Source organism: Rhodohalobacter sp. 8-1 (assembly GCF_038150125.1).
Lineage (GTDB): Bacteria > Bacteroidota > Rhodothermia > Balneolales > Balneolaceae > SW132.
In genome coordinates this window covers 1-14,169 of sequence record NZ_JBBVMF010000005.1, presented here as the reverse complement: position 1 = coordinate 14,169, position 14,169 = coordinate 1, and the positions used below count along the sequence as shown (strand labels likewise).

The window sequence follows — 14,169 nt, the reverse complement described above, 5'->3', positions numbered from 1 at the left end:
TTTGTCAGTCCAGATTTATCAGACACACCGGTTCCGCGATATCTAAGCACCGTGAAATTTTTTAGTTCTTTTCCTGACTATAGTTGTGGCCTTTTTAGGTCAGCTTTTTAAGCCACAACCTGGCTTTTACTGTCGCAGGACAAGTTTAATTCTAAGCTCTCCTTCAACTGGCGGAATACCTTCGTATCGGCCTGAAAATAAACTCAAATTTTTAGTTCTAACCTCTCTGGTTTCGAGGCTTGAACTCTCCATGTTTCGAATCAATCTAAGAGGTGAATGGAGCAGCAGCTCATTTTGCCTGTCATCAGATCCTGACGACATGTTTAACTCAACCGCAGATTCTGTAACGGTAAAATCTCCAGAAATAAGTGATTCCTCACCATTGATGAACTGATAGTTTAGTGCAAATTGCCCTCCGTCCAGGAGAAGCAGGCTGGTTCTATCCATCACCAGTGTATCCAGCACATTGGCAGCCATTAACGCTCCTGCATCCGGGATAAACGTAAACTCTGTAAAATCGTACCGGCCTTGTACTTCATCCGGTGATAACCTTACAGGGTTGTCATCTCCGCATCCGGTAAAGGAAATAAAACCAATAAGTAAGGCTGCCAGTGCAAGAATCTTCGAATATGTATTTTTTGATATCATAATTTCATTTTTATTAGTTTATCTGAAATCAGTTGGGTTTCGACTAAAACGATAGCCCAGAGTTAGTACAAGAGTAAAAACTATTACACTTTGTTCGGGCAGTAGCCAGAGTCAAAATCTGATTACAAATCATTAGACGGGGAATAAAGATTAGGTCACATATTTTTTTCAACAAATATGGGTGAGATTTATGCATTCGGTTCTAACACTTTATCGATAACAAATCGTTGGCCAATACCCTGTTAATTTGAGAATTTTTATTCCGGGGAATTCGCTTTGCCTTCGAAAAGATGAGCGCATAATAGTGCAGAATAACCCTAAAAAAGGCAGGAAAGCACATTATCCTTCTATTGAATGGAGAATTCAGAAATTGGGGACGTTTAAACTTTTTTGGATCTACAGGATAGTTTGTGGGTGTCTAATTCTTGATCGGGATTTTAAGACTCATGGTCATACCGTCCCGAAGCATCGGAACGGCATCTCCCCTACTGATTTGAAACAGTAAGCTCTGCCAGTAATATAATGTTGTTTTATGCGATAATGGGAGATAGCGGATCAGAGTCCGCGATGACGTGTAAAAATAATATGTGCATAATTCAACTCCCGGTCTTATGGTATCCGTAAACGAAGTTACACAGGAACTTCGAGTTCTTAAAAATTCTACAAGTACTTACATACTTTCCTGTAGATCCATCTTTTAGTAAGTATCTAAAGAGTGCTAATTTTTTCAGCTATAGAAACAGATAAACAGATTAAAAAATAAGCTCCCAGATCTTCGTGATCATCCATCCGATCAGAAAAAGGATGCCAATCAGGATTGAAATCAGAAATATAAGTAGTGCCCACATTATGAGTGAGCTTTGGGATTCGGTACTGGAAGGATCAGCTTCCAGTTTTTCCAGCAGCCGGATATTACGAATATTGGCCTTCCATGCTACATCAAACAAATCACCCAGAACGGGGATGACGCCAATAAGCAGGTCGATGAAAATATTCAAGAACATTCTGAACAGCACACTCGTCTTTGCGCCTAATTTGGTGGCGTAAAACATCAAGTAAGCTGATAGTATGGCAGTGACCCAGTCGCCAAAACCGGTTAGAACCCCCAGAATTGGGTCTATACCGAACTTTATACTCGTTCCGGGAACAGTAAACCGACTGTCTAACAGTTCGGCAAGTTTTCTGGTATTGGAGGGATGTTTCTCTATATCTGACATTCATTGTTATTAATCAATTTCAGCTACTCTACGAATCGGATTCGGTTAAATTACCTTAGATGTTGTTCCCTTATGCACCTCATTTTCTATCTCAACATGGCCGCCCAAAGACTCAATTTAGTTTTTTCATGAAACAGTTAAGAATTCTCTAAATGGATTAAACTACGGTATCGGACCCCAAAACCTTTCGATAAGCTTCTTTTCCAATATCGTAAATCCGTTTCCCCTCATCAAAATCAAAGACGCCACACGCGTTCCTCGGGATTTCGATGAGATAATCCGGTTTGTACAATTCGATAATTCGGTCCGTTAATCTGTCTTGTGTAAAATTGAAGGTAGTGTCCATCAGTTCGATCAATGAAAAAGATTCCTCTTTGGCCGGTAATTCAGCCTTTGATTTTGTCTTACTATTAGGCCTCAAAAAATCTGGCAAAACATCATCAAACCATTCCTGCACTTCATCCAATGTGTCAGTCTCCTGTTCTTCTTTTTTGTCAAATTTTGGATCTGCTTTACCATTCAAATTAACGGCTACGATTATCGCATCTTTCTGTTTTTTAACCAGGTCAATTGGAAGTGGGTTAAGCACGCCTCCATCTACTAAAACCATTCCATCTTCAACCACAGGAACGAAAAACCCGGGGATGGAGGCTGAGGCCCGAAGAGCTTTATACAAATCCCCTTTGGTGAAATGCACTTCTTTGTGATGGCGCATGTCGGTTGCTACCGCTGTAAAAGGAATAGAAAATTTATCAATTTGTTCTTGGCCGGTTACCTCAATGTGCTGGGCAAATAGCTTCTCACCTTTTACAAAGCCCTGCTTAGTAAAGGTGAAATCCAGAAGGTCAAATACTCGTTCTTTATTGAGGTTAAATATCCATTCCTTGTAATCTTTTAGGTGACCGGCCGCATAAATGCCACCGACCACAGCCCCCATGGAACAGCCAATGACCTCAATGATCTTATAACCCGCTTTTTCAAGTTCTTCGATTACTGCTATGTGAGCAATTCCACGTGCTCCACCACTTCCAAGGACTAAATGAACTTTTTTACTCATAATACCGTAAAACTTTTCTGTTATTAAAAGGTTGGCTACTGAAATTCCTTTTAGGGTTTATACTCTCGCATTAACTCTGAATTTGAAAATAAATCAAAGTGCTATATCCGTACGTATTCCCACTACCAGTGCATTTGACGTATTCAGGTTTGCCCCCGGACTAATGATATATTGTATGTCAGGTTGAATATTCAACCAGGGAATAACTTTTGTTAAGTAGGTGAGTTCGAGTACGGTTTCAAAATCATCAACCTGTCCGTTTATTTGTTGAAAAAGTTTACTTCCTTGTACGGACGCTAACGAAAATCCCAGTAACCCGTTAAGGTCACCGGGAATCAACCCTTTATAAGTTATACCACCGCCACCGTATGATTTAAAGCGACTAACTTCGTTTTCAGTAAAACCAATTCTCCCAAAAACAGATAATTGCTGATAGATTTTTTTGGGATTAGGATTCCATTTCCAGTCAGCAAGAATGTATATGCCTTTATCATTTTGGTTATCTGTGACAGATGGTAACGTTGTACCATAACGGTCTGATACATAGTTCTTAGAGTAACTCCAGACCCCAAGAGCAATTTTTGTTCTGTAATCACTGCTAACTTCGCGGCCTATAAAAGACCGGCTTTGCCGGGTGGATAGGTTGTCTTGTGGTTTGAAAGATTCTTGACCAAATGACAGCAGGCCAAGTTCGGCAGTGGCCAGAGTGCCACCGCTATTGTTCCACGTAAAATCTGCGCTTTTTGCGGAATTCAGTGAAGCAGGTGCGCCATCCATCAAACCGGCCTGAATGTATATTCTCCGGTCCGGAACAAACTTGATTCTGCCTCCCAATCCGGCAGCCGGAAAGGTAGGCGGACCAATTAAACCACTTTCGGCAAAATCGCCGCCCATGCCTTGCGAACTTTGAATAAACAGGGAAGCGGACTCTATAAAATCAAATTCTGAATTCACGTCATAAAGACCTCCAAGGACAGAAAGTTGGTCTGCAAATAACCGTTGCTGAATCCAGACTTCAAATAGCCTGATGGCTTGTTCGGCCTCAATGTTGCTTACACCCTGCACATCGCCGGTGTATTGGCTAATGCTGTTTCCGTTGTTTTGGAGGACTGAAAACAGGATGTTGGATCCCGGCAAGCCTATCAGTTTTTCGTTATCAATGACAAACTTAAGGTCAATATTCTGAATGAAAACAGACTTCTGGTTGATTCCCCCTGAAACATTGCCCATCACATCTCCGATCAAGTTCAACTCAAGAGTAAACCCGTAATTATTGAAAGGAGCACGCAGACCGCCCCAGTTGCCGGTAGCTTCTTCACGTTCCCAAATACTTTCTTGTTCAGCAACGCCTTGCGCAAATGTGTTGGTGTTCATGCATAGCAAAAGCAGCAAGAAAGAGTAATAGAGTCTTTGCAAGGTTTTTAAATTCTGTTTGAAAGTTAACAAGGGGATAAAAATATAATGTTCACAACGTCTGAAAAATATAATCTATAGAACTCATTTGTTTATTTTTGGCAAAAAAACCCGGACAAAAAAGCCCGGGTTTTAGATTTAGAACGGCATGTAAAATTACTGGTTAAACCGAGATTTGGCCTTATCAAAAGCGGATGACAGTGCATTCCAGCTTTTTTCTATTCCATCTTTCATATCTTCCCAGGCATCATCAGAGGCATCTTTAATAGAATCCACCTGTTTTGATACTTCTGCCCTTTTCGTTTTGAGCTCATCAATTTGCTCTTTAACATCCGCTTCTAATTCTCCTTTCGACTGGTTTGCCTCGGCCTCAAGCTTGTCAATCTCGGCATCCCATGATTTTAGTTTAGCAGTTATTTTATCGATGTATTCATCTCGTTTGCTCATATGAAACCTTTGTTTTTTTTGTTTGATCATTTGGTGATTGGTGTAGTGCAGACTTAAGTTCTGATAATATTTTCGGAAATAAGTTTGTGAGTAGGAAATAAAATTTCTCCATCCTCCGTAGAAAGAGTTACATGAATGGAGTCTATTTTTTTAATCACACCTGTAAATTCGCCAATTGTTATGTGTTGGCCTTCAGTAAAGCTGTTTCGCACATAAAAAGAAGAAAGAATATTGGTTAGCACGTCTCTGGAGGAATATCCAAATGAGATGGCAAAGGCCAGCAAGATACCTCCGAGGATAACCGTAAGTTTCGAAGTGATTACGGATGTATCTAATCCCGCCTGATCCAGTGCCGTGGTGGCTACAATAATAAGTATAAAGTAATATATGATATTGCTTAGCACACTGCCTGCAGACATACCAAGAGAGCCCAGAGTAGTTGTTAAAATCTTCCTGACAAAACCTGCCAGCAACAAGCCAAGGATGAAAACAACGATGGCACTGAATAACTCAGGTAGATATAATACCAGTTCCCCTATTGCACCGGAAACAGCATTCCACCCCAATGTATCTGATGCTGAAATGAAAAATAAGAGCAAAATTATCCAGTAAATAAACTTTGATACTACTTTACTCGGTGCAATTGCTATAACCCTGGAATCTACAGACGTTGCGTCAACAAATTTTTCAGCGAGTTTATCAAACTTTATTGATTGCAGGAGTTTTCTCACTACAAGTTCAACCGACTTTGCTACAAGCCAGCCAATAATCAAAAGAAGTATTGCACCGAGTATATTGGGAAGAACGCTCATAAGCTTTTCCCCAAACGCTAAAAAAGAATTTTGGACCACATCGGTCAGGTCGGTAAATGTTTCCATAGTTGTTTGATTAAGTCATTAAAATTTGACGCAGATTTTTTTAACGGTCACTCTTCGGCTTATTTACGTTTATCAATTCAATAAATGAATCGACTGCTTTTAGTGAGAAGAGGTCCAATGTTTTGGCCAGAACCCGGCAGAAATTTGTGCTGGAAAGAACTTTTTTCTTTAGCTGAGGGGAAGGGGTATTCTCTTCAGCGAGCTTTTTAAATGCATTATTCGATTTTTGCGAATGATCGTCCAGCATTGATTAGGGATTTTTGGTTAATCTTTTATAAATGGTCAGTGCACGTTCTCTGGCACGTAGTAACCGCATTTTGACGGCGCTTTCACTTACCCCGAAGACGTCCTGTATGTCTGTAATCGACATGTCATCCTGGTATTTCATTAAAAGAATCATTTTATCAGGAGATTCTAAATCGGCCAAAACTTTTTTTAGGTACCCGACCTTTATTTGTAAAAGCTCATCTTCCGTTTTCTCATAGTATGCCTTTGCCTCATCTCTCTCAACCTCATTAGCTGCCAAAGTGATATCCTGGCTATCCGAAGATCGTTTTCTTGAGTAGTCTATACAGGAGTTATAGGTTATTGAATACAACCATGTGTAAAAAGACGAATTTTGTTTGAATGAGGACAATTTCAAAAACGCCTTCAAGAAAACGTCATGAGTCAGATCTTCAGCTTCATAAGCTGAGTTCGTAAAGGTGATGCATTTATTGTAGACCCGGCTGCAATGACGATCGTAGAGTTCGCCAAACGCCTCCTGATCGCCGTTTTTTGTCACTTTTTGTACCAACTCAATATCAGTTGAGTTTTTATAGGTATTAACCATTAATGTACATGCATGCTTTACTTTTTATTAGAAACTTAGACGTCCGAAGAGTTTAAAAGTCACTCATTGGTAGTGGCTTTTCAAAAATATACGCCCTTTTCTAATAGAGGTAGCTTTGTAATTTAATAGGAGTATAATGGTATGATCGTGCATAACAAAGGAACAGCAAAAAAATAAAAGAGTGCTTTGGAAAATGCTAAACTGTATTTCAAAACTTCTTTTTCGGAAAAGTAGCATTGATGAAAAAACCACCATATTGGCGCACTCCATGATTAAGTATGGAGTTTTTACTCACGGTCTCATCACCGCTTTGGATTTGGTTTATATGAACAATTCAGCTGGTATAGCATAGCTTATGTATTACAGGATAAACTATCGGTTAAAGCCAAGAGAGTCCCTGTGAAATCTTATATACGGACTAATTATTAATCTGGACAGGACGTTTGTTATTGGCGACATAGTTGAAGTTGACGGTACGTAGGGAAAAGTAGATTGAATAACTTTACTTATAATGTAATGGACCCGAATTATAACTGCTGGTGGTAACTAAATTTAGCTGTTATCAATAAAACAGCAGCTCTACACACAATTTCCCTCACCTCAAACTTGAAATACACGTAACAGTGGTTTAAACGGGGGCTTTATAAACCCGCGCTTTTATCAAATTTAAGAGTAATCGTGAAATCGAAATCCTCACGTCCGCCGGCTGGACTTGAACTATTATAAAATCCCTGGTTTTGCAAACTCCTCAAAATGAAGGTCTGGACAAAGTATGGTCTGGCTTGATAATAAACGTGATTATCTCACTAATATCATGTCAATGGCGTGATGACTACACGACATTTCATCGAAGGCATTACACTCGTTGGTTCCAGGTACTGGAAGATACTTTTCAATTACTTAGTAAAGCAGATATTTGTATGCCCTTCATAACCGTACAGCTGGAATCATTTTATATTGGAATAAATAATGAACATGAAGGGCCGCCAATCCTGGCTTTAAACTGAAGATTTACTTACGAGAATTCCTTCTTTGTAAAGCGGCAATCTGTTTAGATTTTTTATTAAATACAGGGTTAAAAAAGCTACTCATTCCTGTATCGAAAGACTTTTTTTTTGACCCGGATTATGTGTTTTTGATATGCGTGACTTAATGCAAATAATTAAAAACCTGGGTTCGATTCTCGCTAAGTGAAATTTTACAGAGAGCTTTGTTGTGTGGAAATAAAGCGTATTCAGAGTGCGTTATGTACTCTTCCATCTCTCTTTATTTTACGCCTGCTCTTCGACGTCTTGGCGGAGTATAGCCTTGCTACCGACACAATTTTTGTGTGAATATTCAGGGATTAAGCCTGTGATAGCGGCTGATATTCCATGAAATATCGGCCAAGTTTTTTAAGGGAGATTTTGCGCCCTGTAAATTCGATGGGAGGTCAGTCTTTAAAACACAAGCTCACCTCATCAATGCAGGCAGACTGCGAATTCTTTTGAAAGATAAATCGAAGACCTTCTATATTACGCGCGCGGCCGGATCAAATTTCCATCTTCATCCCATTCTGCCATGACACCCCGCTCTTCGAACCGGATGGTCTCTTCCAGGGTTTTTTTGTCGTAAGACAGGCCGTGTTTGGCGAGGACGTCATCAGGAACACCGTCCCAGAAATTAGCGCGATTGCCGCGATAGTCCATGTCCTTAATCCCCATTTCGGAAGTGAAAAATCCGGTAGAGACTAGGTTTCGCATGCGGTTGAAGAAACGCACGCCGTACTCCATATCCGGTGCGGCATCATTGGGCCAGGCAATTTTGTCAATTACTTCCATCCGCTGCTGTGAGCTGCACGACAGAAAATCCGAGCCATAATCCTTCCTACATAGATTGTTCAGCCACATCAGCCCGCCGCGCGTGGGCACCTGGAATGGTGGGTAGTCTTTCATCATAAACTCAATAAACTCTACAACGCCTGCATCGGTGGCGCTGCCTGAGATTTCATCAGCCGGAATTATGATGTCGCTAAGCACGGCTACCATCTCTTTTTCTTCGGTCGTGAAAAACGTGTCAGCATGCAGACGCTGATCGTGTTTCTTTTCTTCCTCCGTTCGGCCGTACCCGTCACCCGGACTGTTATTCGCTATGATCTGCTCGCTCAGCTGTCTGTCTTCTTCTGTGCAGCCGGTGGCCATAAAAAGACCTGCACCAAGAGAGCCGGCCATCATCAGTTTTATGTATTCTTTTCTGTCCATTTTGGTTATTTGTTGATTAGAAATTAGAAAATAGGGTATCCAAATCTGTCATCGCCGGCTCTGACCCGCGATCTCACATCCTCGAATCATGGAAGGTTTTTTTATAGGTGGTAAGGACTGAACGAGAATTGGAGATCCCGCATCGGAGTGCGGGATGACTCATAGCAATTTTACCATTATTATAAGATGTATTATCCATTTCAAATATTATTTTTCTTCATCTGATCCACGATGTAATCGGATGTACGCCATGAGAGGGCCAGGATGGTCCATGTAGGGTTTTTGTCTGCCTGGGAGACGAATGTACCGGCATCTACCACAAAGAGATTATCACATTCATGGGCCTGGCCAAACTCGTTTAAAACAGACGTTTTAGGATCGGTTCCCATGCGCGTGGTGCCTACTTCATGGATGATACGGCCCGGTGCATGGAGCCCATACTCCTGATCGGCTCCGGGCTTGCTGCCCAGCAGGGTGCCGCCCATGCTCGTCAGAATTTCTTCAAACGTGTTATGCATGTGCTGTGCCTGTTTATATTCGTTCTCGCTCCAGTTGTAGTTAAAGCGAAGGACCGGAATTCCGAATTTATCAACGGTACCGGGATCAATCTCGCAGTAATTGTCGTACATGGCGATGGATTCGCCCCGACCCGAAACGCCCACTGTAGATCCGTAAAGCCTGCGGATGTCCCGCTTCAGCCCTTTTCCGTAGCCACCGTTGGGTGATGGATTGCCAAACTCATCTTTAATGTACTGCCGCATATTGTCCATGCCAAATCCCGTTCCGTACGACGGCATACCCATTCCGCCCCAATACTCCAGGTGATAGCCGCGAGGGAAATCCTGTTTGGCGTTATCGAGCCACCAGGGTGAGTAGATATGCGCTCCGCCCACTCCATCCTCGTTATAACGGTCGCGGTCAATCAGGTTTGGCATGATGGCCATTCTGTCGGCCCCGGTTGAGTCGAGCAGATAGTGGCCCACGACACCGCTGCCGTTTGCAAGACCATCAGGGTGCTGGCCGGATTTTGAGTTCAGCAGAATTCGTGCTGACTCACATGCAGACGCCCCGAGCACAACAGCCCTGGCCTGTACACTGTATTCCTGCATGTCCTCTTTGTTGATGTAGATAATGCCGGTGGCCCTGCCCTGCTGGTCTGTGGTAACTTCCCGAACCATGGCCCCGGTGTAGAGATCAACCCGGCCGTTTTTCATGGCAGGCTGAACCAGGCAGGTTCCAGAGGAGAAATCAGCGTAAGCACCGCAGGCGCGATTACATTGGTTACAGAAGAAGCAGACGCCGCGGTCATCACTAACCGGCCGCGTTAATATAGATAGCCGGCCCGGTATGACCGGTACGCCGGCGCGTTCTGCACCTTTTTTTACATACAACTCATGAAGCCGCGGTTTTGGCGGCGGCAGAAAAAAGCCATCGGGATCGTCTTCAAGGCCTTCGTTGGTACCAAATACGCCAATCAGTTTATCCACCCTGTCGTAGTAGGGTTTGACATCGTCGTAACCGATGGGCCAGTCATCGCCCAGGCCATCGATACTTTTTCTCTTAAAATCTTTCGGCCCAAATCGTAGCGAGATACGCCCCCAGTGGTTTGTACGTCCTCCGAGCATTCGGGAGCGAAACCAATCGAATTCCGTGCCTTCGGTGCGGGTATAGGGTTCACCATCAATTTCCCAGCCGCCCCAGGCAGCATCAAAATCTCCAAACGGGCGAACCGTATTGGCACCTCGTCTCGGGGACTCCCAGGGCCAGCGCATTTGGGTCCGGTACTCGTCTTTTGCCGGATCGAAATCACCTCCGGCCTCCATCACTGCAACCTTCAAGCCGGCATTTCCAAGAACTTTTGCGGCCATGCCGCCACCGGCGCCTGAGCCGACGATAACTACATCATATGTTTCTTTCATTTTTAAAGTGTTGTTTAAATGTTAATGCTGAGAATCGATTTGCCCGGTTTGAGGTGGTGATTATAATATTTTATAATGGTTGATAATGTTTGAATGGCCACTGATTTTTTTAGAAAGTAATAAGCTATGGATCATAAAACCCGTCAGCCTGCCCCAGAGGGACTCCTTCGGAGCAAAAACAGCGTGCAGACGGGGGTTATTCAAACCGAACCAACAACGGAAAATCATCCCGCTCTTGTGGTTTCTCCCGGAGAAATGTCAGCTCATACAACTCACCTTCTAACCATGTATTCACAAATTCATCGTACGTTTTTGAGCCGGGATTGCCACTTTGGCCACCGGGATAGACGCCGTAGCCTCGCACGCCATCCGGATCGAGCTCTACCACCATTCGCCATGACGGGCCGTGGCTGCCACGGATTGCGTTGATTGATTCAGCTCCGCCGCCCGTAAACAAGTTTTTGACTCCCATACCGGGAATGCTACCAATATGACCGAGATTGGTATTCCTGACTGCACCCCACTGCCAATTATCAGAATCACTTCCATGTTCGTTGGTAAGCTGATCGATGGCGTCTCTGAAAGAACCGAGCGCAATATCGCCGAGTGCTTCAACCTTATTTGTATGTACATTATCATACCAGACAGACTCCGGATTGCTGACTACAAGATCTACGGTCAGATCGCGATCGGGCCGTGTCATGGGATAGATCGTGTCGTATTTATTAGCCCACAGATGATCGTAGAACTGTTGCCACCAGTAATGAAAAATTGTAGGTTCAACAGCTTCAGCTTCATTGAAAAAATCCCAGTCATCCAGGCGGCTCAGGTAAAGCTGTTCTTCATCGCTGAGTGAGTCGGCCGGAACCGCCAGTTGCAAAGCGGGAAGCAGCCGGTAGGCGTGGTATGAAAAATTATCCATCAGCATCTCTTCAAAATCGTCCACGCGGATTGACTCCATTTCCCCCAGCAGGTCGTTAATACGGCGGCCCCGTTCGAAAGGCGCAAAACTTTCACCAAGGTAATACGGGTAATCAGGTGATGCAGGATATTGATTGGCTGCACTCAGGAATCCTCTTCCAGGATTTAAAGAATAAGGATTCTGTTCATAAGGAATAAAGTCGTTCCAGTCGTAGCGCGAATCGGCCCCGTTGCTTACGCTTCGGCCCTGAAATTGCCATTTAAGCGGAAACCTGCCCACCGTTTGCAGAGCGATGTCTCCGTCAACGGCCGCAAAATTTATGTTCTGGGAGGGTGCCTTATATGTAAGAAACGACTCTTTGAAATCTGAATAGTCCTGCGCGCGGTTTAGCTTGTAAAAGGTCAAAAGCTCATTGGATTGATCGTGGGCGATCCACCGAAGTGCGTGGTTTTGCTGGATTGTTTCTGAGTCGGGCGTGATCTCCCCGCTTTCATAAACCGGCCCGTGATGTGTAAAAATCAGCGTGTCTGTAATTGCCGGTCCGCCTTTTACCCGAATTGTTTCAATCCGCTCAGAAACCGATAGCCATTCCCCATCATGCAGATATTCGGTCTTTGTTTCATCCCGAAACGTAATTGAATACCAGTCCATGACATCGGCACCGGTGTTGGTTAAGCCCCAGGCAATAGCTTCGTTAAATCCAACAATAACCGTTGGGGTACCCTGCAGGGTAACTCCATACACGTTAACTCCCGGCGCGTGCAGCTGCATTTCGTACCAAATAGACGGCATGCTCATATTCAGGTGCATATCGTTGGAGAGAATCGAGTATCCACCGGCGGTTTTGGAACTATCGACCACCCAGTTGTTGCTGCCATTCAGCGGGTCGGGCTTCCAGGGCTGAATATCGTCAGTGAATGATGGGTCGAACCGAACATTTGGAGGAGTGATGGTGGCCGGATTAAACATCCACTCTTTCTCAGGCGGCACAATCGGTTCCATCAAATCGGAACGGCCACTCAGGTAGGTGTTGACGAACTCCTCGCCAAAGTGAGCGATTGTGTTGCTCATACTGAAATCATCGGATCGGCCTGCCAGCATCTGCGTCATATATTTAAGAAGTAGTGCGGTATTGATGGGCTTCCACTCTGCCGGCTCAACATTCAGAATTTTATACTCCAGCGGATATGTTTCGTAAGAGAGGCTATTGATGTAAGCATTTACACCATCGGCATACGATTGCAGGACGGAGCGAATGGTGTCGTTTTCTGCGATGAGGGATATGGCCTGTTCTGCTCCGTACTGCATGCCTAAGCGTCGCTGATGGCGGTCGTATTCAATGGTGGTTTCTCCCAGCCATTCAGAGAGAGTACCGCCGGCTGCCCTGATTTGAAGCTCCATCTGAAACAAACGATCGCGCGCGGTTACATAACCCTGGGCGAAGTAGAGGTCTGCATCATTTTGTGCAAAAATATGCGGGACTCCCCGCTCGTCGTAAAAGACATCAACGGGATCGGTTGCGGCGCTTGCGGGAAACGTAATGTCACCTGTTACACCAACCGTTTCGGCGTTGGCCCAGAAGCCCATCGCCGGATGAAAAAATGAACCTGCGGGCGGAAGAGGCCCAAGGGGAACGGATAGCAGATAAACAATCAGGGCCGTGATGAGCGTTGTTGCAGCCAGAGATGGTAAACGTTTCATGAAAAGCGTTCAGGTTGATGTAAAATTCTTTCTAAAGAGTAATCAAAAGTGTGGAATGATGAAAAGGGATTTTTAATGGATACTGTATTGTGGCGAGTTAACGGTTTGGTGCTTAAACGGCACAGTAATTCGAAACTTTGCTATTTACTAATAGTCTTAAATCTATCGGAGTTTTTGATAAAGGGAAGGCGGTTTTCGCGTCGATTTGCTGGTTATGCAGCCTGCAATTTATTTAACACGTTTTTCCCAATAATCCGGTTTTCTTTTCATGTGCATGATGGCAAATACCATGATTAATTCATTCCCATAAACCTTGTAAACAATTGCATAAGGAAAACGATTAAGGAAAATACGCTTTGACTGATGTAGATAGGGATGGCCAGTTTTTGGGAATTTTATCAGTCTCTGAACAGTATTTTCAAACTCTTGAATAAAATCGCGGGAAAGCTTCTCATCAAATTGCTTGTAATAATCAACGATTTCGTAAAACTCAGCCTCTGCCGCATCGTCGAGTTCAAAGGCTATTTTACTCATCAGTCAAGAAGTGCCTGTGCGTTTCTTTTCACCTCGCTCCAGGACTTTGCCGAACTTTTGCCTTGCTCATGCCGGGCGATACGTTTTTTTAGTTCTTCTGACCAAGCTTCCTCCGATTCAAATTCTTTCTCCGGATGGAGGCTATCAATTAGCAAATGTGCAAGTTCTGCACGTTCCTGATTCGATAGTTCAAGTACTTGTTTTTTGATTTTTTTGTTAATCATAGCTTTTCTCAAATTGTTTGAATACTTCTATAGTATGGTAATAAACTCGAAAAAAGGAAAATAATTTTGGCAGATGGATATTCCGGTGATACTGACCCCCCATTCCGGGCATATTGACCCCCTAAGGTTTGGATTTC

The 14,169-nt window shown here is 43.6% G+C and carries 13 protein-coding genes; all 13 read right to left on the bottom strand.

The window, feature by feature from the left end:
• Positions 1 to 126 precede the first annotated feature (126 nt).
• The gene (locus AABW11_RS06055; RefSeq protein ID WP_340103897.1) at positions 127 to 648 is read right to left on the bottom strand and encodes a hypothetical protein; all 522 of its coding nucleotides are present in this window, start codon (positions 646 to 648) and stop codon (positions 127 to 129) included.
• 752 nt (positions 649 to 1,400) lie between these two features.
• Entirely contained in the window at positions 1,401 to 1,865 is a 465-nt protein-coding gene (locus AABW11_RS06050; protein ID WP_340103896.1) for a DUF4112 domain-containing protein, read from the bottom strand.
• A gap of 157 nt (positions 1,866 to 2,022) precedes the next feature.
• Entirely contained in the window at positions 2,023 to 2,922 is a 900-nt protein-coding gene (locus AABW11_RS06045; RefSeq protein ID WP_340103895.1) for a patatin-like phospholipase family protein, read from the bottom strand.
• Positions 2,923 to 3,015: 93 nt separating this feature from the next.
• Entirely contained in the window at positions 3,016 to 4,338 is a 1,323-nt protein-coding gene (locus AABW11_RS06040) for a carbohydrate porin (RefSeq protein WP_340103894.1), read from the bottom strand.
• 153 nt (positions 4,339 to 4,491) lie between these two features.
• Positions 4,492 to 4,782, bottom strand: a complete 291-nt coding sequence (locus AABW11_RS06035; protein WP_340103893.1) for a hypothetical protein — start codon at positions 4,780 to 4,782, stop codon at positions 4,492 to 4,494.
• 53 nt (positions 4,783 to 4,835) lie between these two features.
• A complete protein-coding gene (locus tag AABW11_RS06030; protein WP_340103892.1) occupies positions 4,836 to 5,660 on the bottom strand; it encodes a mechanosensitive ion channel family protein in 825 nt (274 codons plus the stop codon).
• Positions 5,661 to 5,700: 40 nt separating this feature from the next.
• Complete coding sequence (locus AABW11_RS06025; RefSeq protein ID WP_340103891.1) at positions 5,701 to 5,907, bottom strand: hypothetical protein; 207 nt, start codon at positions 5,905 to 5,907, stop codon at positions 5,701 to 5,703.
• Positions 5,908 to 5,910: 3 nt separating this feature from the next.
• On the bottom strand, positions 5,911 to 6,492 hold the full coding sequence (locus AABW11_RS06020) for an RNA polymerase sigma factor (protein WP_340103890.1): 582 nt from the start codon (positions 6,490 to 6,492) through the stop codon (positions 5,911 to 5,913).
• Positions 6,493 to 8,006: 1,514 nt separating this feature from the next.
• Complete coding sequence (locus tag AABW11_RS06015) at positions 8,007 to 8,732, bottom strand: gluconate 2-dehydrogenase subunit 3 family protein (RefSeq protein WP_340103889.1); 726 nt, start codon at positions 8,730 to 8,732, stop codon at positions 8,007 to 8,009.
• 200 nt (positions 8,733 to 8,932) lie between these two features.
• Complete coding sequence (locus AABW11_RS06010; protein ID WP_340103888.1) at positions 8,933 to 10,651, bottom strand: GMC family oxidoreductase; 1,719 nt, start codon at positions 10,649 to 10,651, stop codon at positions 8,933 to 8,935.
• A gap of 196 nt (positions 10,652 to 10,847) precedes the next feature.
• Positions 10,848 to 13,274 carry a penicillin acylase family protein gene (locus tag AABW11_RS06005; RefSeq protein ID WP_340103887.1) on the bottom strand — a complete coding sequence of 809 codons (2,427 nt, stop codon included), beginning with the start codon at positions 13,272 to 13,274 and terminating at the stop codon, positions 10,848 to 10,850.
• Between the two features lie 228 nt (positions 13,275 to 13,502).
• On the bottom strand, positions 13,503 to 13,808 hold the full coding sequence (locus AABW11_RS06000) for a type II toxin-antitoxin system RelE/ParE family toxin (protein WP_340103886.1): 306 nt from the start codon (positions 13,806 to 13,808) through the stop codon (positions 13,503 to 13,505).
• The gene (locus AABW11_RS05995; RefSeq protein WP_340103885.1) at positions 13,808 to 14,032 is read right to left on the bottom strand and encodes an addiction module protein; all 225 of its coding nucleotides are present in this window, start codon (positions 14,030 to 14,032) and stop codon (positions 13,808 to 13,810) included. Before AABW11_RS05995 ends, AABW11_RS06000 begins: the two co-directional genes overlap by 1 nt.
• Positions 14,033 to 14,169 lie beyond the last annotated feature (137 nt).